19 protein-coding genes are annotated in these 19,866 nt (G+C 55.2%); 11 read left to right on the top strand and 8 right to left on the bottom strand.

What is annotated here, in order from left to right; all coding sequences use genetic code 11:
• Positions 1 to 8: 8 nt before the first annotated feature.
• Genes GJ746_RS19780 through GJ746_RS19745 form a run of 8 tightly spaced genes read left to right on the top strand, consistent with a single transcriptional unit; the run spans position 9 to position 9,658 of the window.
• The gene (locus GJ746_RS19780; RefSeq protein WP_154681718.1) at positions 9 to 2,120 is read left to right on the top strand and encodes a peptidase domain-containing ABC transporter; all 2,112 of its coding nucleotides are present in this window, start codon (positions 9 to 11) and stop codon (positions 2,118 to 2,120) included.
• The gene (locus GJ746_RS19775) at positions 2,117 to 3,277 is read left to right on the top strand and encodes an efflux RND transporter periplasmic adaptor subunit (protein WP_154681717.1); all 1,161 of its coding nucleotides are present in this window, start codon (positions 2,117 to 2,119) and stop codon (positions 3,275 to 3,277) included. Before GJ746_RS19780 ends, GJ746_RS19775 begins: the two co-directional genes overlap by 4 nt.
• On the top strand, positions 3,277 to 5,220 hold the full coding sequence (locus GJ746_RS19770; RefSeq protein WP_154681716.1) for an ABC transporter permease: 1,944 nt from the start codon (positions 3,277 to 3,279) through the stop codon (positions 5,218 to 5,220). Before GJ746_RS19775 ends, GJ746_RS19770 begins: the two co-directional genes overlap by 1 nt.
• Positions 5,217 to 6,614: a TolC family protein gene (locus GJ746_RS19765; RefSeq protein ID WP_154681715.1), complete on the top strand. Its 1,398-nt coding sequence runs from the start codon at positions 5,217 to 5,219 to the stop codon at positions 6,612 to 6,614. The genes GJ746_RS19770 and GJ746_RS19765 overlap by 4 nt, the downstream gene beginning before the upstream one ends.
• Entirely contained in the window at positions 6,601 to 7,854 is a 1,254-nt protein-coding gene (locus tag GJ746_RS19760) for a beta-ketoacyl-[acyl-carrier-protein] synthase family protein (RefSeq protein ID WP_154681714.1), read from the top strand. Before GJ746_RS19765 ends, GJ746_RS19760 begins: the two co-directional genes overlap by 14 nt.
• A complete protein-coding gene (locus GJ746_RS19755; protein WP_154681713.1) occupies positions 7,851 to 8,657 on the top strand; it encodes a MaoC family dehydratase in 807 nt (268 codons plus the stop codon). The genes GJ746_RS19760 and GJ746_RS19755 overlap by 4 nt, the downstream gene beginning before the upstream one ends.
• A gap of 16 nt (positions 8,658 to 8,673) precedes the next feature.
• Positions 8,674 to 8,925 carry an acyl carrier protein gene (locus GJ746_RS19750; RefSeq protein ID WP_154681712.1) on the top strand — a complete coding sequence of 84 codons (252 nt, stop codon included), beginning with the start codon at positions 8,674 to 8,676 and terminating at the stop codon, positions 8,923 to 8,925.
• A 1-nt stretch (position 8,926) separates the two neighbouring features.
• The gene (locus GJ746_RS19745; RefSeq protein ID WP_154681711.1) at positions 8,927 to 9,658 is read left to right on the top strand and encodes an SDR family NAD(P)-dependent oxidoreductase; all 732 of its coding nucleotides are present in this window, start codon (positions 8,927 to 8,929) and stop codon (positions 9,656 to 9,658) included.
• Positions 9,659 to 9,676: 18 nt separating this feature from the next.
• On the opposite strand, the gene GJ746_RS19740 is transcribed toward GJ746_RS19745, so the two are convergent.
• From GJ746_RS19740 to GJ746_RS19730, 3 genes are read right to left on the bottom strand one after another with little or no spacing between them, the layout of a single operon-like run.
• The gene (locus GJ746_RS19740; protein ID WP_227852700.1) at positions 9,677 to 10,873 is read right to left on the bottom strand and encodes an HD domain-containing protein; all 1,197 of its coding nucleotides are present in this window, start codon (positions 10,871 to 10,873) and stop codon (positions 9,677 to 9,679) included.
• 34 nt (positions 10,874 to 10,907) lie between these two features.
• Positions 10,908 to 11,396, bottom strand: coding sequence for a hypothetical protein (locus GJ746_RS19735; protein WP_154681710.1), 489 nt, complete (start codon positions 11,394 to 11,396; stop codon positions 10,908 to 10,910).
• Positions 11,389 to 12,129: a winged helix-turn-helix domain-containing protein gene (locus tag GJ746_RS19730; protein WP_154681709.1), complete on the bottom strand. Its 741-nt coding sequence runs from the start codon at positions 12,127 to 12,129 to the stop codon at positions 11,389 to 11,391. The genes GJ746_RS19735 and GJ746_RS19730 overlap by 8 nt, the downstream gene beginning before the upstream one ends.
• A gap of 171 nt (positions 12,130 to 12,300) precedes the next feature.
• On the opposite strand from GJ746_RS19730, the gene GJ746_RS19725 reads away from it, so the two are divergent.
• The 3 genes from GJ746_RS19725 to GJ746_RS19715 all read left to right on the top strand — a co-directional run bounded on the left by GJ746_RS19725 (position 12,301) and on the right by GJ746_RS19715 (position 15,227).
• Entirely contained in the window at positions 12,301 to 12,621 is a 321-nt protein-coding gene (locus tag GJ746_RS19725; protein WP_154681708.1) for a FaeA/PapI family transcriptional regulator, read from the top strand.
• A gap of 846 nt (positions 12,622 to 13,467) precedes the next feature.
• Positions 13,468 to 14,619 carry a lactaldehyde reductase gene (gene fucO / locus GJ746_RS19720; RefSeq protein ID WP_154681707.1) on the top strand — a complete coding sequence of 384 codons (1,152 nt, stop codon included), beginning with the start codon at positions 13,468 to 13,470 and terminating at the stop codon, positions 14,617 to 14,619.
• Between the two features lie 257 nt (positions 14,620 to 14,876).
• Entirely contained in the window at positions 14,877 to 15,227 is a 351-nt protein-coding gene (locus GJ746_RS19715) for a nitrous oxide-stimulated promoter family protein (protein ID WP_154681706.1), read from the top strand.
• Between the two features lie 58 nt (positions 15,228 to 15,285).
• Here GJ746_RS19715 and sitD read toward each other — a convergent pair whose 3' ends face one another.
• The 5 genes from sitD to GJ746_RS19690 form a co-directional block, all read right to left on the bottom strand.
• Positions 15,286 to 16,140 (bottom strand): iron/manganese ABC transporter permease subunit SitD, encoded by an 855-nt coding sequence (gene sitD / locus GJ746_RS19710; protein WP_154681705.1) that lies wholly within the window; start codon positions 16,138 to 16,140, stop codon positions 15,286 to 15,288.
• Positions 16,134 to 16,982 (bottom strand): iron/manganese ABC transporter permease subunit SitC, encoded by an 849-nt coding sequence (sitC, locus tag GJ746_RS19705; RefSeq protein ID WP_154681704.1) that lies wholly within the window; start codon positions 16,980 to 16,982, stop codon positions 16,134 to 16,136. Before sitC ends, sitD begins: the two co-directional genes overlap by 7 nt.
• Entirely contained in the window at positions 16,979 to 17,800 is an 822-nt protein-coding gene (locus tag GJ746_RS19700; protein ID WP_154681703.1) for a manganese/iron ABC transporter ATP-binding protein, read from the bottom strand. The genes sitC and GJ746_RS19700 overlap by 4 nt, the downstream gene beginning before the upstream one ends.
• Positions 17,797 to 18,714 carry a metal ABC transporter substrate-binding protein gene (locus GJ746_RS19695; RefSeq protein WP_154681702.1) on the bottom strand — a complete coding sequence of 306 codons (918 nt, stop codon included), beginning with the start codon at positions 18,712 to 18,714 and terminating at the stop codon, positions 17,797 to 17,799. The genes GJ746_RS19700 and GJ746_RS19695 overlap by 4 nt, the downstream gene beginning before the upstream one ends.
• Before the next feature lie 178 nt (positions 18,715 to 18,892).
• On the bottom strand, positions 18,893 to 19,855 hold the full coding sequence (locus tag GJ746_RS19690; protein ID WP_154681701.1) for a LacI family DNA-binding transcriptional regulator: 963 nt from the start codon (positions 19,853 to 19,855) through the stop codon (positions 18,893 to 18,895).
• Positions 19,856 to 19,866 lie beyond the last annotated feature (11 nt).

Raw genomic sequence — 19,866 nt, 5'->3', positions numbered from 1 at the left:
GTATAATAATGAAAAAGATTATCCCTGATATGGTTTTCCAGGAAGAGACCAATGAGTGTGGTCTTTCCTGTATTGCGATGCTGGCGCAAACTCAGAATATTCAGTGTTCTCTACCGGCATTGCGGGAAATTTTCCCGGCGTCCGATCACGGGACTTCGTTAAGCGACTTATCTCTTATTCTGCAACAGATTGGCATTGCCACGGCGCCGGTGCTGTTCGATCACGAAGAGCTCCATGCGCTGCCGTTCCCGTCCATTCTGCACTACGGCGCCAGCCACTATGTGCTGCTGGCCTGGCGCAAAGGCGATTACGTTTGCGTGATGAATCCGGCTATTGGTCAGCAGTGGCTGCCGTTTTCGGCGTTAAAAAAAGAGATTAGCGGCTATGCGCTGATCCTTGAAGATACCCCCGGCGTTATCGCTAATCAGGATCCGGTTATTGCCGGCGCGCAGCAGGAGATGCCGAAGGCGATGAGCCTGAAGGAAACCGCGGCGGTACCGGGCATTTATAAACTGATGCTGTTGACCTTCCTGGTATCGCTCACGCTGTTTTTGATGCCGACGATGGTCAGTCGGGCAATCAATCAGGCTTTTTCTGATGTGCAGAATACGCCGTTTCCCTATTTGTGGTTCATTCTCGCATTCGTCGTCTCCACGCTGTTAGCGCTGGGCGTCAGGGTCATCAGCGAGCGGTTTATCCGCCGCTTTGTCCTGCTTAAGAGCGACGTTGGTTTTTCCCGATTGCTGAATAACCCGCTGCGCTTCTTTGAAAAACGCGCGCCGGGAGACGTTTTCAGCCGCTTTATCGCCTGGCAGAGCGGCATGCTGCAAAAAATTGAGCTGGATAACGGACTCCGCTCGGACTGGATTATCTGCGTTATCGCCATCGGCATTATGTTCTGGATCTCCCCGGTGCTGGCGCTGATTTCCGCCGTGGGAATTGTCGTAATGGGGCTGATTAGCATCTGGGCGATATTCCGCGATCGCTGGTATACCCAGCAGCTCCAGCTAAAAAGCGCGACGCTGAATGACTTTTTTATGGAAACCCTGCAGGGGGTATTAACCATCAAAACCGCCGGACTGGAAACCCAGCGTAAAGCGCAGTTTGCCCGCTTATCTCACGATCTTTTCACCTGCCTCCAGCGCCAAAAAATCTACCAGCAGGTAAAAGAGGGGCTGTACCAGCTGACCGGCAGCCTTGAGATGGTGGTCTTTATGCTGGTGGTGCTGCCGCTGGTGCACGCAAAGCTTATCTCGCTCGGCGACTTTTTTGCCTACAGCTTTTTACGGCAGATTTTCACCTCCTACGTGACGCGGATATTTTATGCCGTGATCCGTAAATCGCAGCTGCACGTAATTGACACCCGAGCGCAGGGCCTGTTTACCCGGCATGAGCTGGCTTCGCCGCTGTTTTCCCCGATTGCAGGAGAGGCCGTTCCGCGGCTGACCTTCGAACAGGTGAGCTTTCATTACAGCCCGCAAAGCCCGGTGCTAAATGCCGTTGATCTCACCCTGGAGCCAGGCGAACAGATAGCGATTGTAGGTGACTCCGGCGCGGGCAAAAGTACCCTGCTGCGGCTGATGGCCGGGCTTTTTACCGCCCGGCATGGGCGCATTCTGCTCAACAACGATGAGGCCAGCGCGCAGCAGCTGGCATCGCAGGTGTGGCTGCAGAGCCAGGAGGACATCCTGTTCAACGCCTCGGTACTGCAAAATATCACCCTGTTTGATCCCTGGTATAGCGACAGCGACCGTGGGCGAGTGGAGTCTCTGGTCAATAAAATGGCGCTGGGGCCGGTGGTGCAGGCGCTGCCGGGAGGCATGGAGGCGCTGATCCGCGAAAGCCACTCTGCGCTCTCTTTAGGCCAGCGCCAGCGGCTGATGCTGGCGAGAGCGCTCTACAGCGCCCGACCCATTTTGCTGTTCGACGAACCGACCGCCAATCTTGATGATGAAACGGCGGAAACGGTGATCGCCGCGCTGTGCCAGCACTGCCGTGAACATGGTAAGACGCTGATTGTGGTGACCCATAGCGAGCCGATTCTGCATCACTTCAGGCGAGTCTATCGCCTCAATGAAGGCGAGCTGCACGATATTGCGCAGGGAGCGCCGGGCCAATGATGCGAGCATTCTTCCGCCGCCCTAAAACGCTACTTTTTGCGCTGGTCGCGGCGGCGGCCATTACCGCTGCCGTTTTCTACCAGCAATCGCGTCCGGCGCAGGCCGAGTCGCTCTATACCGTTGCGCTCGACCGTGGAGATATCGAAAAGGTGGTGCTGGCGAGCGGGATTATCAAACCCGCCGTTCAGGTGAGCGTCGGCGCTCAGGTCAGCGGTCAGCTACGCAAGCTGTACGTGCGTCAGGGCGAGCGGGTAAAAAAAGGGCAACTGTTAGCCGAAATCGACCCGACGCTGCAGCTTTCCGACTTACGCAACGCCACCGCACAGCTGGCCAGCGCCAGAGCGCAGAAGCTGGCCTCTGAGGCCACGCTGGAACAGTACCGCAAGGCGCTGGCGCGCGAACAGGCGATGTACCGCGACGGTTCCGGGGTGAGCAGCGATCTGGAGCAGGCGCAGGCGCAGTATGCCGCGCAGGTTCAGCAGATTGCGGTCAACGAGGCGCAGATTGTGCAGGCGGAAATGAGCGTGCAGACCGCCAACGCTAACCTCGGCTATACCCGCATTGTCGCGCCGATGGATGGCGAAGTGCTGGGCATCGTCACCCGAGAAGGGCAAACCATCGTCTCCTCGCAAATTGCGCCGACCATTCTGGTGCTGGCCGATCTCGATAAAATGCAGGTACAGACGCGCATTTCCGAAGCCGATATTCAGAAAATTCATCCAGGACAGCCGCTGTGGTTCTACGTTATCGCCGATCCGCAGACGCGTTATGAAGGGGAGCTGGGATACGTCCAGCCCGCGCCGCAGGAGGCGCTGGAAGAACAAAACGCTGGCGCTTCCGCCGGGAATCAGCAAAGCAGCGCCATCTACTATAACGGCACCTTTGAAGTCGATAACCGGCAACGATTGCTGAAAACCTCGATGACCGCCCAGGTGTTTATCCGCATCGCGCAGGCGAAAGATACGCTGCGCGTACCGGTCGCCGCGCTGGGGCGTTCGCTCGGCGATGAGCGTTATCTGGTACTGGTGCAAAAGGAGAACGGCAGCGAGGAGCGAACCGTCCGCATCGGGATTAACGACCGCCAGTATGCGCAGGTTCTCGAAGGATTGCAGCCCGGCGAGCGGGTAGTGATCCCGCAGGACGCGGGGGCAGTCTGATGGCTGAGCCGTTAATCGTGCTGAACAACGTCACTCGGCATTTTATTGCCGGTACGCAGACTATTCCGGTGCTGAAATCCGTGTCTCTGGCCATTATGCCCGGCGAAATGATGGCGATAATGGGCGCTTCCGGTTCGGGTAAATCGACGTTGATGAACATTATCGGTTGTCTGGATAAGCCCAGCAGCGGTGAGGTTTATATTAACGATATCGCCATCCACCGGGCCGATAGCGCGGCGCTGGCGGAGCTGCGCAGCCGCTGGCTGGGATTTATTTTTCAGCGTTACCACCTGATGCCCTATTTAACGGCGGAAGAGAATATTGCCATCCCGGCGCTGTATACCGCGATGCCTGCCGCAGAGCGCCAGGCGCGCATTGCGCTGCTGGCCGAAAAGCTGGGCATCGATGGCCGCTTACAGCATAAGCCGGCCCAGCTTTCCGGCGGCCAGCAGCAGCGGGTCAGCGTCTGTCGGGCATTGATTAACGGCGCGCAGATTATTCTTGCCGATGAACCGACGGGAGCGCTGGATAGCGTCAGCGGTCGGGCATTGATGGAGGTGCTGCATCAGCTTAACGCCGATGGTCATACGGTGATAATCGTCACCCATGACCGCGCGGTGGCGCAGCAGGCGCAGCGGATAGTCGAGATCAGCGATGGGCAGGTTGTCGCCGACAACGCCTGTAGCGCGCGGGATAATCGTGACGTCCAACGGCTACCGGCGGTGCAGGATAATGGCCGCGCCTCGCTGCTGCGCAGCGTGGGGGAGTCGGTGCGTATGGCCTGGCGTTCACTGCTGGGCCATCGGATGCGCGCTTTTTTATCGATGCTGGGGATCATCATCGGGATCTCGTCCGTGGTTTCTTCAATGGCGGTGGGGGAAGGCGCCCGGCAGACGATCATGAACGAGATTGGCAAGCTGGGTAACACCACGCTCGAAATCCGCCCCGGCATCAGCTGGGGCAGCAAGCGTCCGGATATGGAACGGGCGCTGTCGCTGGATGATATTGCCAGCCTTAGCAAACAGCCCTGGGTTCAGGGCGTCTCGCCGATTGTCTCCAGCATGACCACCGCGGTGCGTCAGGGCTTTGATTCGTCGATTATCCTCTCCGGAGTTTCCGCCGACTTTTTCTCCTTGCAGGGGATCCGCTTTATCGATGGCAACGGTTTTACCCGCCGGGACGTCGATGACCGGGAACCGGTGCTGGTGCTGGATGAAACCAGCAAAGAGACGCTGTTTCCCGGCAATGAAGACCCGCTGGGCAAAATTGTGCAAATCGCCGGCGCGCCGTGGCGGGTGATTGGCATCGCCAGCAAGCCGGGGCCGAAGGTGGTCAGCGGATTTATGTCGGCGTGGATCCCCTATACCTCGCTTCTGCAACGGATTTCCGGCGATAAGCCGCTGGAAGCGCTGACGCTGCGTTTTCAGGAGACGCTATCGCCACGGGAGGCTTCGCAGCGTGTGGAAAGACATCTCATCCGTGAGCACGGTAAAAAAGATTTCTTTGTGCAGACCGATGAGCAGCTTGCTAAAGCGCTGCAAAAAACCTCTGACTCCATGTCGTTGCTGATCACCGCGATTGCCGCGATTTCGCTGCTGGTCGGCGGCGTTGGGGTGATGAATATCATGCTGGTTTCCGTGACCGAACGCACGCATGAGATCGGTATCCGGCTCTCGGTCGGCGCGCGCCCTTCCGACATCATGCATCAGTTTTTAATTGAGGCGGTGATGATCTGCGCGCTCGGCGGGCTGACGGGGGTTTTAGGCTCCTGGGCCGCCGGTAACCTGTTTGCGCTGCTAACGCAGGAGTTTTCTATGGTCTTCACCTGGCTGCCGGTGGCGATGGCCTGCGGCTTTTCCGCCCTGATTGGCCTGACGTTTGGCTATTTTCCGGCGCGCCGGGCGGCGCGTCTGAACCCGACGGAGGCGCTGGCCCGCGAATGAGACCGTTGACTTTATTACCGTTAATTTTCGTGCTGACGGGCTGCGGCAGTTTGACCCGCAGCGATTATCAGCGCCCATTGCTGTCGGTGCCGGAAAACTGGCAGCGGACGGAAGGACAGGGCGCAGCCCTGGCGCAGGACGCTGGGGGCCGCTGGTGGGAGCGTTTCGGCGACGAGCGACTCTCACGGGTAATTGGCCAGGTACTGGAAAGCAATAACGATCTGGCCACCGCCGCTCTCACTCTCAAGCAGGCGCGTATTTCCGCCGGATTAACCCAGACCAATATCAGCCCTGATGCGAGCCTCAACGGCTCCGGCAGTAACTCAAAACCGCTGAATAGCGGAGGTTCGCAGGAGAGCTACAGCGCCTCATTGTCCCTGAGCTATGAGCTGGATCTGTGGGGCAAGCTGGCGCGGATACGAGAACAAAGCGAGTGGGAAGCGATTGCCAGCGAACAGGACTACCGGGCGACCATTCTGTCAACGATTGATACCACCGCGCAGCTCTACTGGAGCATTGCGCTGTTGAATCAGCAAATGGCTTACCAGGCAACGAGTCTCGATATCGCCGGGCAGACGCTGGCGCAAATTGAGTCCTGGCAGCGGGCGGGAAAAGTGGGACAGCTTGATGTACTGCAGGCGCGACAGACGGTTATCAGCCGTCAGAATCAGCTGTTAAGCCTGAAGCAGCAGCGGGCGATTTCGCGCAACGCGCTGGCGCTGCTGCTTAATCGCCCTCCGGCCCAGCATACCGATGAAGCGCACGGCCTTGACGTTCGTCAGCGGGTTGCCATCGCCAGCGCCACGCCGCTGTCGGCCCTTGCCGCCAGGCCGGACCTGCAGGCGGCAGAATCGCGCTTGCGCGCGGCGCTGGCGGGGTCCGATGCCGCACGGCTAAGTTTCTATCCCACGCTTTCGCTGCAGGGGACGCTCAGCGCCGGAAGCCAAATTTTTAACCAGTGGTTTAACGACCCCCTGCGCACCGTCGGCGGCAGCGTCGCCGCCCCTTTTATCCAGTGGAATACGGTACAGCTTACCGTGGAGCAGGCCAGCGTGACGGTACAGCAGGAGGCGGTGAACTTCCGTCGGACGGCCTATACCGCGCTGTCGGAAGTAGACAACGCGATAGAGAAGCGGCTTAACGCCGAGGAGCAGCGCGAGCGTCTGCTGCAATCGCTGCGGCTAGGCCAGCAGCGCCTGACGCTCACCGAAAGCCGCTATCGTGCAGGCGCGGTGGACTATCAGACCCTGCTGAACGCGCAGGATGCGCTGCTTGATGTGCAGAACAGCCTCGTGCAGAACCAGTACGACTATCTTTATGCCACTTTGCAGCTTTGGCTGGCGCAGGGAGGCAATAACCCGCAACAGAGGACATCCCAGAATGAGTCACAGTAATTCCCCTTATCGCGTGGTGATAACCGGCTATGGCGCGGTGACTCCCCTTGGCGATAGCGCAGCCGAAAGCTGGCAGGCGATCATGGATTATCGATACGGTTACCGCTATGTGGATCTCTCCGCTAACGGTATTCACACTCATTTCATCGGTCAGATAGAGAACGAGCCCAGCCTGAAGGGCGTTCCCGCCGCCATTCGCCGGCGTCTGCCCCGCCATGCGCGCCTGGCGCTGGCCGCCGCGCGGGAAGCGGTAGCGATGGCCTTTGCTGGCGAAGCGCCCACCGGCTTTTACGACCCGCTAATGTGCGGCGCAATTATCGGCTCCGGCTGGGCAGGGCTTGATGAAAGCTACCTGGCGGTACCGGAGTTTGAGAAAACGGGCGTTTCATCGCCTTTCAGCTGCTTCTTTTCCATGCCGAACGTGACCACCGCGGCCTGTAGCCAGCTGTGGAATTTGCGCGGTTATCAGAATACGCCGGTCGCCGCCTGCGCCACCGGCACTATCGCTATCGGCGAGGCCTATGATGCGATTCGCTTTGGCCGCGCCAGCATGATGCTTGCCGGAGCCGGGGAGTCGTTGAACAGCATTTGCGCCATCTGGAATATCGATGTGCTTGGCGCGCTGAGCCGGGAAACGGAATCGCCGGAGCGGGCCAGCTGTCCGTTTAGCCTGCAGCGCAGCGGATTCGTGCTTTCAGAGGGCGGAGCGGTGCTGTGCCTGGAAGAGCGCGAGAGCGCCCTGGCGCGCGGAGCGACGATCCTGGCGGAAGTTACCGGCTATGCCAATTTCTCCGACGCGGTGGATTTTACCTCCCCGGCGGAAGACTGCGTGGCCCGCGAGCAAACCATACGCTGGGCGCTGCGCGGCGCAAACCTCCAGCCTGCCGACCTCGACTATATCAACGCTCACGGCACCTCTACGCCGCTCAACGATATTAACGAAACGCTGTCGCTGAAAAAGGCGCTGGGTGACGAGGCGTATCGAATACCGGTATCCAGCACCAAAGCCTACTCGGGGCATTTGATCGCCGCGGCGGGAAGTTTTGAAACGATTGTCTGCCTGCAGGCGATGGCGGCGGGGATCATGCCCGCAACGGCGCATCTGACCGAGCCGGACCCGCAGTGCGATCTTGACTATATCGCTGAAGGTCATCGTCGTGGGGAGATCCGCCGGGCTCTCAATCTGAGCTTTGGTTTCGGCGGCGCGAACGCCGCGCTGGTGCTGGAGAAACATGCGTGACGCGGCTTTTCTACACCCTTGCCGATGCGCAGCAGTGGGCGGCGTTTTCCGGCGATGACAACCCCATTCACTTTGACCTCTCGGCTGCGCGCGAGATGGGCGGGAGCCGGCTGAGCGTTCACGGAATGCGCGCTCTGCTTGACGTGAAGCGTGATGTCCAGTCGCGGCTGGCGTATCCGCAATCCAGCTCTGAACGTTACCTGAAATGCGTGGTTCGCCTGCGCAGGCCGCTCTGGTGCGATAGCGACTGGCTGCTAACTCCGGGAGCCGCGAAAAATCGCGTCTTATCCGCCGCGTCGGTCAGCAGCCCGCAGGATGATGAAGTCTGTTTGTCATGCCAGATGAGCCTCGCCGCCGGGCCGGAATCGCTGACGGGAAAACAGCCCAGCGAACTTGCACCAAAGACGCTGCTTGCGCTGCAATCCCATTTCAACAGCGCCTGGCCCGACCTGGCGCAGTGGCAGTTTCTCGACGCGCTGTTATTTCGCCAGCTCATCAGCGATGGGGCGCTGCTGCGACAGGAGAATATCGCGGCTCTGCTCGGTCACGGTGAGACCTCTTTGCAGCAGATTTTTACCCGTTATCCGGTTGTACAAACCCATCAGGAAGTCGTGTTTGACGCTCGTATGATGGGGGAATGTGCGCCGATTTGGCCGGATACCCTGTCGCTCTGGCTACTGCCTGCGCTGGTGGTTGGCGAAATAGCGCAGGGGGCTTTAGTACGCGTCGCGGCGGCGGCGCAGCTGGATGACCAGATAATCACGAGCGTGGTAACGCTAAAAGTTGGCCCAACGACTATTTGATAATTAAGGATAATTTATGATTCCGTATGATGATGTTCTGCAAAAAGTGTGTGAAATGATTTGTGATGCCAAAGATCTGGAGCCCGATGAAGTCGATGAAAATACGCCTCTCGTACGGCTGAAGTTAGATAGTCTCGACTACGTCGAATTGATGGTGCTGGCAAAGCGCGAATTCAACATTACCCTGGAAGCGGACTGGTTTATTCACAATCCAGGGATAACTCTTGGCGAACTGTGTCAGTACATCAGTAAAGAGTCAGGCAGCTAATATGGCGCAAAAATGGATACTGATTACCGGAGGCAGCCGCGGCATCGGTCGGGCGCTGGTGACCGGTCTGGCGCAAAGCTGGAACGTGGTATTTACCGGACGTAACGAGGCGGCGATCGACGCCACCCTGGCGGAGTGCGAGCCTTCATCCAACCGGGTACAGGGATACGCCTGCGACGGTAATGATGAGCTGCGGGTTGAGCATCTGGCGCAGGAGCTGCTGACCACGTGGGGGCCGCCGGAGGCGATAATTCACAATGCCGGGATGGCGCGCGACGGCTTGCATATTCATCAGAATGCCGCGCTATGGCGTGAGGTGCTGGAAACCAACGTTATCTCCATGATGAACTGGAATCGGGTTCTGCTGCCAGCGATGCTGACGCAGCGGCGAGGCTCTATCGTGATGATGTCATCGGTCAGCGCGTTAAAGGGCAACGTAGGACAAACGGCTTATGCCGCAAGCAAAGCGGCGATGAGCGGTATTGCGCGTTCGCTGGCGCTGGAGGTGGGGCGATTCGGCATTCGGGTAAACTGTCTTGCGCCGGGCCTGATTCGTACGGAGATGCTGGCAGAAATACCGGCGGACAAACTCAAAGAGATGCGTCAGGCAATACCTCTGCGCAGATTGGGCGAAACGGATGATGTGCTTGAGGCCGTGGCGTTTTTAATCGGTGAGGGGAGTCAATATATGACCGGGCAAACGCTGGTTCTGGACGGCGGGTTGAGCGCCTGAGTCAGGTCGGGTCAGTCTTTAAATGGAGTTAGTGAGTTGCTCAATGCGATTCACTAGCTCTTTTATTTCTCCCGCGGTTGCGCGATATATCTGAATTATCTGTGAGGCATATTGAGCGAGCAGGGGCAGCATAAATGGGGGAATTCCATCTCCCGGATTGTTTTTAATTAACTGCGCCAGCGATTTTTCTTCCGCTCTTGGCCCGCTTAACGCATAAACCACCAGTCGGCTAACGGCAATCAGCATCGCTTCCGGTTCAAGAGGGAAATGGGTTAATTTGGACGATACTGGGCGATTTTGCGTCGCTATCCACTCAGAAATATCATCAATTCCTTCAATAGGATGCCAGGAGTAAGGTGCTTGCTCAGCCGATGCGGTTTGCTTTGGCGACGGTCTGTGATCCAGACAGGAAATATTATGCAGTAACCCGCCAATCTCAACTTTCAGCGTTTGCGTCGCACTCATTTCCATTTTTGTCGCCAGAAAACCGGCAATATGTCCGACGGCAGCGGATTGCCACGGCGTCTGCTGGCTGAACTGATCGATAATAAAAGAGAGAAGTTCGGCAATATCGCGCAGATTGTGTAAAGAGATAGTGTCGTTATTCACCCTGGGGATCTCTTTGATGTAATCGCGATAGTCGGTAGAAGTCAGGACGGACCAGAAATGTTCATCTGCGGAGAGCGTTCTGAAAGCCTCAATAAACTCTTTCTTATAGAGAATGTTTGCCCCGGCGGAGACAATTTCAACAAGCTTTTTGCTTAAAAAAGCGATATGGCCGCTGCGGTGCTGGCAATAAAGCACATCCAGACGGTCGGCAAAGAACAGCAGATGACTCTCTTCGGGAACCAGCTCATCATCGATGTAATGCCCCAGACCGTTGCGCCAGTGGGTGTGATGATAGCGAACAATTCTGTTTAGCGGACGAAACAGCGGAATGCGGCTAAGTAATTCGCTGCCGATGATCGCGTGATTATTATGCTCGTTATCGATGTAATTAAGTGGTTCAAGACGTGATTTTTCATTTAATCCACCGACATCATGAATGAGCGCCGCCAGTATCGTTTTACGCCGTTGGGCTGCGGTAAAATCGACTAAATTAGCCAGCCGTGATGCAATATACGCCGTTCTGACATGGTGCAGATTCAGCCGTGGGTTAATCATATCAATGATATTGGCGATACTGGCTAAGGTCGGAAGTAAATGTATGGTCATGATATCGTCATAATTAAAATTAATGAGATAAATCTCAATCAATGATTTGCTGCTGACGCTGGCAACCATATTGTGGGAACGTTTGATTACCGAATAAAATAGTATCATCATTGATCTGATTTATATAGATGATTTTATCATTAGTTTGGCTGGCAAAGAGGTTTTTTTGTGCAATATTTTCCGGCGTATTATCAGAATGGTGGCGAATGGTTTGCACTTCAGCTATATAAAAAAGATGGCTGGGGACGGTGTTGGTTTTTAAGGTGAAAGCAATGGTACGTGAAACAATATATTTGTCTGCATTGTTGGTGAGTAATCCTTCAAGATTGATTAAGAGGCGGTTATCGGAAAATTCTGCGGAGAGCAGGCCTTGTGAGCGTAGAATGTTGTCATCTATATTTTCGGTAATATCGTACTGTGATTCGCAGGCGAAGTTGTCATGGCGGTTGAAACGAATGTAAAGCGTTAATATTAACGTCAGCGCCAGGGAACAGGCTGAAAATATTAGAGCGTATTTACGCATTTTTTATTTCCTTATAGTAGTAGCTGTGGCACTGCTGGTACTTTCTGTCGCATTTGAGTATGAAGATGTCCATATAGATGCCCAAGCCTTGTTCCTGATCTATTTGTCGATTGAAAAGGTAGATTTTCTTTGGCTTAGAACAATCAAGCCCAGAGGGGAGCAGTTTTTTTATTCTGAGTATTTCTGTCGCGTGCAGGGCTTCTGAGCCGTAAATAGTACATTTATCTTGCGTAAAAACTATGGCAGATGATTGTTTTTTATGGATAAAGAATAGTGAAAAAAGCATCACTATCAGTACGGCGAGGATAAATAACATGCCCTCCTTGCGGTGTTGCCACAGTAAACTACGCGTGGGGAGTTCTGGAGTCAGCGTCGGGAGAGTGAAAGAGGAGTAGTAATCATTGTCGCTGGTGATAATGACTTCATCAGAAATCTTAAAGCCAATTCGCGGTACCGTGATAATTACATTTTTCTCAATACCAAGATCGGCAAGACTGCGGCGGAGCGTTGAGATGTATTGGTTCAGGTTGCTATTGGATGGCCTGGCACCATATTTTTCAAACACCGTCTGAAAAATATCAACTCGCGAAATAATATCCCCACGGTATTGCAACAGACTGGTAAGGAGGCGAGTGGAAGTGGCTGAGAGTTCTATACAATCGCCGGTCAGAAGATTGACCAGGGAAGCCTCCTCGGTATCAAATGTAATAAATCCCTCTATATCGAACCGCATTTTTATCTCCACACGGAATTAAAAATTCACTCTTTATATCAGGGTTTTTATCATAAAAAAAAGTGAATTTCAGATAAATGTACTGTTTAACTTGAAATTTGAAGCTAATGTTGCCGTTTTCGTGGGGGTAACCCATACTGACACGCACTGAATGACAGAAGGAGCTGACTCATGAAGATTTCATTTTCATCCTGTACCCCACATTCAAATCAAAATTCTGTTACCGCCGTTGAGAGTTTAAGGTCATTGATGACCACTATGGGCATTAATAAATTCTCCGGGGTCAATGTACCAGAGCAAGAGTATATTCTTTATGTATTGAAAGAACATGAGCCTGAGGGGTTACTTACTCGTGAGTTAGCGGACAGATGCGAAATGTCAATATATAAAGTCAGACACTTGCTACTACCCCTTGAGAAGTATGGTCAGGTGATCAGAATTAAAATTAACAAACATCATAAATGGTATTTTTATAATAAAAATATTGACTAAGCGTCATACTAACAAGAGGCTTCAGGGTTTGCAATAAATATAGAAATCTTAGATTTTTTTTGTTTATTTTTATGTATTTTGAGGAGTTCTATCTCGCAAATAATAGAGAATATTCTTAAGGTTGATATCTTAGGCTTCTTAGATCTAAGTCATTTCGCTATTCATATGGCGATAAACATTTATCAAGCGTGACAGATTATTCTTAGATGGCAATTTTGCTCAATGGTTGATGGGGGAGAGGCTACCCTTTGTAGATGAAATGATGTTTTTTTGTTTCTGGAGTGTTATTTTATAGCGTGGCAATTTCGTTCATTCTTCTCGAGAAGGCGTTTAGCGCTGCGGGAGGGGGAAACATGCGCATAATTATCTAAGAACGTGGTTATCGTCGCCGATGGCCAGCCTTGGGCTGGCTAAATTGCTGGCCGATGACTGGAGTCGCCCTTTTTCAACGTAATTCGCCAGAGAGAGACTTCAGCCCGGTCAGCGCAAAGGCTATTGAATCCGTTAACCATTGTTGTTCGCTAGTGCGAATTTTTCATGAAATAGAGTGATATTTACGTAGAAGGGTAAATAATGTGATCTACTTCAATAATATAGCGATAAGATAACAAGATCCAACGGCATATATTGCACACCATTACGGATGGAAAAATAAAATTAGATGACCGCTGGTGTCCAGTATACTGGACAAAATTCAGCGCTGAGGCTGAAGATATTAATCAATTGGGCCATCGAACAAGGCAATCAGGGTGTTATTTGATATTGAATAATAAAACGGCCACAGCAGGCACGTTACTGTAGGGCTAAATATTAAAGTTATCAAACACTCTGATTGAGGGAGCACGCATGGCTTATAGAATGATTTTAAACGAAACTTCGTATTTTGGCCCCGGCTCGATTAGCTGTATTGTCGACGAAGTTAAAAAACGCGGCTTTAAAAAAGCGCTGGTGGTCACAGATAAGGATCTTATTCGTTTTAACGTTGCCACAAAAGTATTCGCTATTCTTGAGAGCGCCGGGCTGCCATACAGTATCTTTGATGAGGTCATCCCCAATCCCACTATTGAAGTTGTGCAGCAGGGCGTTGAGGCGTTTAAGCAGTCGGGCGCCGACTACCTGATCGCCATCGGCGGTGGCTCACCGCAGGATACCTGTAAGGCAGTAGGGATTATTATTAATAACCCTGAATTTGCCGACGTTCGCAGCCTTGAAGGTGGGGCTGAGACCAAAAACGCCGCCGTGCCGATAATTGCGATCCCAACCACCGCCGGTACAGCAGCGGAGGTCACCATCAACTATGTGATTACCGATGTCCAGAATCGACGTAAGTTTGTTTGCTATGACCCGCACGATATTCCGCTAGTGGCGATCGTTGACGCCGAAATGATGGCCAGCATGCCTGCCAGCCTGAAAGCGGCGACCGGCGTTGATGCGCTGACCCACGCGATTGAAGGCTATATCACTAAAGGCGCATGGGAGTTAACCGATATGCTGCATCTGAAAGCTATCGAGGTAATCGGCCGCTCGCTGCGCGCCTCGGTGCAGGGCGATGCGCAGGGCGCGGAAGGCATGGCGCTTGGGCAATATATCGCCGGGATGGGCTTCTCAAACGTGGGGCTGGGGCTGGTTCACGGCATGGCTCACCCGCTGGGCGCTTTCTACGGCACGCCGCACGGGGTGGCGAACGCGGTGCTGTTGCCGCATATCATGGCGTATAACGCCGAATATACCGGGGAAAAATATCGCGATATCGCGCTAGCTCTTGGCAACAAGCAGGCGGCAACGATGCCGATTGCCGAGGCGCGTAAGGCGGCGATAGAGGCGGTGGCGCAGCTCAACCGCGACGTCAATATTCCGGCGCGCCTGCGTGACGTGGGAATGAAAGAAGAAGATATTGACGGGCTGGCGCAGGCGGCTCTGGCCGATGTATGTACCGGCGGCAACCCGCGCGATACCAATCTGGAAGAGATCAAAGCGCTGTATCGGGCGATTTTTTAAATAAAGCGAACGGTAAGCAGGGTCTGGCGCCTCTCACAGCGCCAGACATACCTGCGGAACGGCCGTATCGGGATGTTCGCCCGCTCTGTTCTCCACCGCTGCATCAGCGGCTGCCGATAATATATTAGTAGGGTTTACTTCCCGGAAAATCCGCTGGCGCACGTAGACATACCGGCATAATCCTCAGGGAGTAATGGGCTGCATTGCCCTCCATGAATGTGTATTATGAATGCATCTTTATCGGGGAGGTGCAGGCGATGGCGGGCAAACGTATTGCGCGGGAAAAAAAGACCATTAGCAGCATGATTGTGCTTTATCAGCGCCGCTGCCCGGATGCTCGCGACGACGCCGAACACTATCAGACGCTTAACGATTATGCTGATAAGCGCCTGGATAAGTGCGTATTCGGTGAAGAAAAACCCGCCTGCAAGCAGTGTCCGGTGCACTGCTATCAGCCCGCGAAGCGCGAAGAGATGAAGCAGATTATGCGCTGGGCAGGGCCGCGGATGCTCTGGCGGCACCCAATCCTGACGATTCGCCACCTGATCGATGATAAACGCCCGGTGCCGGAGTTACCGGAAAAGTATCGGCCCAAAAAGCCGCAATAAACTCCCCGGCTCGCGCTGCGCTTAGCCGGGCTACAATTCGTGCGGCCCGGGTAAGGCGTCAGCCGCGACCCGGGACCTCGCCGGAACGGGCTGTGGTCTGACTATCGCGAACCGACGTCCAGATAAACGCGATAACGAACAGAACGGTAAACAGCACCACAATGGTCGGCGCCGGGGCGCTGTCGAGATAAAACGACAGCCACACGCCGCCCAGCGAACAGCCTAACGCCACCGCCATCGCCAGCAGCAGGGCGCTGATAAACCGCCGCGTCAGCAGCAGAGCGATCGCCCCCGGCGCTATCAGTAGCGAAATCGACAGAATAATCCCCACCGCTTTCAGCGTCGCCACGATGGTCAGCGCAATCATGCACAGCAGCCCATAGTGCAGCAGCCCGCAGCGTAATCCGCTTGCCCTGGCCTGCTGCGGATCAAAGGCATGCAGCAGAAAATCGCGCCACTTCAGGCCGATAATCAATACAATCGCCAGCGCAATCAGCGACGTTTGTACAATATCAATGGCGGAAATCCCCAGCATATCGCCAAACAGAATATGATCGAGATGGACCTCCGACTGAATCGACACGTACAGCACCAGGCCCGCGCCAAACATCCCGGAAAACACGATTCCCATAATGGTATCGCGCTTAATGCGGCTGTTATCGTCGAGATAACCGGTGGCGATGGCGCAGAACAGTCCGGCAATAAACGCACCGATGGCGAAGGGGATGCCGAGGAGATACGCCACCACCACGCCTGGAAACACCGCGTGGCTCATGGCATCGCCCATCAGCGCCCAGCCTTTGAGCACCAAAAAAACCGACAGCAGCGCGCAGGGAAGCGCGACGATTGCCGCTACCAGCAAGGCGTTGACCATAAACGAGAATTGGAAAGGTTCAAACAGCACGCTCAGCATGAGGCCTCCCTGACGCGGCGACGGATGGCGAGCAGACCGTGTTTCGGCGCGAAAACGAAAGCGGTTAAAAACAGCAGCGTCTGCGCCACGACGATAATCCCGCCGGTCGCCCCGTCCAGGTAGTAGCTTAGCCACGCGCCGAAAAAGCTGGTCAGGCTGCCAATCGCGACGGCAATCGTCAGCAGGTGCGGAAAACGGTCGGTCAGCAGCCAGGCGGTAGCGCCGGGCGTCACTACCAGGCAAATTACCAGAAACGCGCCGACGGTTTGCAGCGCCGCCACGGTACAGGCCGCCAGCAGGGTAAAGAACAGCAGCTTCAGCCCGCTGGCGTTGAGGCCAATCGAGCGGGCGTGGTTCTCATCGAAAAAAGTTACCATCAGGTCTTTCCACTTCAACAGCAGAATCGCCATCGAAATAAAACCAATCGCCGCCAGTTGGACAATATCCTCCGGAGCAATAGCCAGAATATTGCCGAGAATAATGGTCTGGATATTCACCGAGGTCGGATTCAGCGACACCATAAACAGGCCAATACCGAAAAAAGAGGAGAAGATCAGGCCGATAATCGCGTCTTCTTTCAGCTTCGAACGCTGGTTTAGAAACAGCATGCTGCCCGCGGCCAGCCCGCCGGAAAGAAACGCGCCCAGCGCGAAGGGCAGGCCGAGCATATAAGCGCCCGCTACGCCGGGGACAATGGAGTGAGAGAGGGCGTCGCCAATCAGCGACCAGCCTTTGAGCATCAGATAGCAGGAGAGAAAGGCGCACACTCCGCCCACCAGCGCCGAAACCCACATCGCGTTCAGCATATATTGATAACCAAACGGTTCCAGCAGCCAGCTCATCTTTCGCCTCCCGCCGCCCGGCGGCTGATAAACGGCCGCTCATCGTCGGTAATAATCCGCTCCTCCGCGCCGCTCAACGCCACGTGGCGCAGCACGCCGCTAAAAGCCAGTTCGAGGTTTTCGGCGGTAAAGGTGCTTTCCGTCGGGCCGCTGGCCAGTACGGTACCTTTGACCATCACCGTGTAGTCGCAGAATTCGCTTACCGAACCAAGGTTGTGGGTGGAAACCAGCATGGTGCAGCCTTCATCACGCAGTTCCCGCAGCAGCTCGATGATGCGCGCTTCGGTCTGCACGTCGACGCCGGTAAAGGGTTCATCCAGCAGAATGATTTTTCCCTGCTGAGCGATAGCGCGGGCCAGAAACACACGCTTTTTCTGCCCGCCGGAGAGCTCGCCGATCTGGCGGTGCCGGTATTCACTCATGCCGACCCGCGCCAGGGCGGCGTCAACAATCTCATGGTCGCGTTGTTTGGCTCGCCGTAGCCAGCCCATATGGCCGTAGCGGCCCATCATCACCACATCCTCCACCAGCACCGGGAACGACCAGTCCACTTCTTCCGCCTGCGGAACGTAGGCAACCAGGTTCTGCCGCAGAGCGCGATTAACCGGTTGACCGAGGATCGCGATGTTGCCATTGCTGGCGCGTACAAAGCCCATCAGCGCTTTGAACAACGTTGATTTCCCGGAGCCGTTCACGCCAACCAGCGCCGCGATAGAGCCGCGTGGGACGCTAAACGAAGCATCGCGCAGCGCGGTGTGGCCATTACGATAAGTAACGCTGACATTGTTGACCGCGAGGCCCGGCAGCTGGTTATTCATTCCTGCTTCCTTAGTCCGTCGTTGATGCCCTGGACAATGGTTTGGGTAGTGACGCGCAGCAGGTCGAGCCAGGTTGGCACCGGGCCATCGGCGGCGCTGAGGGAGTCGACGTACAGGACGCCGCCGTAGTGGGCGCCCGCTTCGCGCGCCACCTGACGCGCCGGTTTATCGGAAATGGTGCTTTCGCTAAAAATGGTCGGGATGCGCTCTTTCTTCATGGTGTCGATAGTTTTACGCACCTGCTGCGGCGTTCCCTGCTGGTCGGCGTTGATTGGCCACAGATAGAGCTCCTGCAGGTTGTTATCGCGGGCCAGATAGGAGAATGCGCCCTCGCTGGTCACCAGCCAGCGCTTGTCCTGTGGCAGCTTCGCCAGCTCTGCCTTCAGCGGTGCCATGGTCTGGCGGATCTTCTCTTTGTAGGCTTCGGCGTTTTGGCGATAGACGTCAGCATTTTCAGGATCGTACTTCACCAGCGCATCGCGAATATTATCGACATAGATCAGCGCGTTATCCGCCGACATCCACGCGTGCGGGTTGGGTTTGCCGTTATAAGGCCCCTCGCTGATGCCCATCGGCTGAATGCCGTTGCTGACCACCACTTCCGGCACGCCCTTTAAGTGCTGATAAAAGCGGGAGAACCACAGTTCAAGATTCAGACCGTTGGCGAGGATCAGCTGTGCCCCCTGAGCGCGTTTGATATCCCCGGGCGTCGGCTGGTATTCATGGATCTCGGCCCCGGGTTTAGTTATCGAACTGACGTCGGCGGCATCGCCCGCGACGTTTTGCGCCATGTCCGCGAGCACCGTGAAGGTGGTAATCACTTTAAATTTCTCTTTTGCCTGAGCGGGAGCGACGGCCAACAGCGCCAGGGTGGCGGCAAACATCAGATACTTTATGGATGGCAGGTGCAGCATAAGAGCCCTCACAACGGTGTGGTTAATTAATCATCATTTATAGCCATTGCTATGTTATATAGCACAGGCTATTTATAAATGAAAATAATTCTTATTTGTATGTTGAGGGAATGATTAGCAAGGGGGTTGCGACGCGAGAACAGAAAAGCCCGGTCATCGGGGAGACCGGGCGAGAAAATCAGGAGAGATCGGCCACCGACTGACGAGGGATCAGGCGGCCCGCCAGGGTGCGCCCTTCGGGAGAGAAGGTGGGGCGCTCGTCAATCAGGCTGCGGATGCGTTGAATACAGTTTTCCATTAGCTGTTCCAGCGGCCAGGAGATACAGGTTAGCGGTGGGTTCAGCAGCGAAGCGAGGGGGGAATCCTCAAGGCTCAACAGCGACACTTCCTGCGGTATGGCGATGTTGAATTCGCGTAGCAGGCGCATCGCTTCGGCGGCGTAGCGGTCGCGTTTAACAATAATCACCGAGTATTTGCTGAAGCTGTTGATCAGCGTCAGCAGCGCCTGTTCAACGTTATCGTTGGCCGCCAGCATCAGCTGCCGGTTAAAGGGGATAGAGTAGTTTTGCAGCACGTTGCGGTAGCCTTCAAGCATCTGGCGGCTGGCGTCATCGCTGTCGTTATCAACAAGCAGGGCAATATTACGGTGGCCTTTACCGATCACGTAGCGGCAGGCGCTTTCGGTGGCAAAAGCGTAGTCGTAGCCCTGATTATTGACGCCGGCAATGCTGAAACGGTCAAAGGAGATCACGTTGCGCGGTGCATCCGCCGGGACGGCGCCGAGCACCACTACCGCCACGCACTGGCGCTGTAAATCGTCAACTACCGCCGCCTGTTCCGCCGCATCCGTCACGTACTGAACAATCAGGTTTTTATTCAACCCTTTCAGCGCCAGGGAGAGCATCGGCAGCAGGCGCGCGCCGCTGCTGTCATCGTTCGTCGGGATCACCAGCCCCACGTGATTGGATGTTTGACTGGCGAGGTTTTGCGCGGCGAAGCTCGGGCGGTAGTTAAGTTCTTCCACCGCGCGCAGCACCGCTTCCCGGCTCTCTTCGCGCACGCCCCTGGTGCCGGTCAGCACGCGGGATACCGTCGCCCGGGAGACATTCGCTAATCTTGAAACATCATCAATGGTTGGCATGGCATTTTCTG

The sequence above is a fragment of the Klebsiella oxytoca genome, from assembly GCF_009707385.1.
Classification (GTDB): domain Bacteria; phylum Pseudomonadota; class Gammaproteobacteria; order Enterobacterales; family Enterobacteriaceae; genus Klebsiella; species Klebsiella oxytoca_C.
The sequence above is the reverse complement of the archived record's forward strand: the minus strand, read 5'-3'. Positions and strand labels throughout refer to the sequence as shown.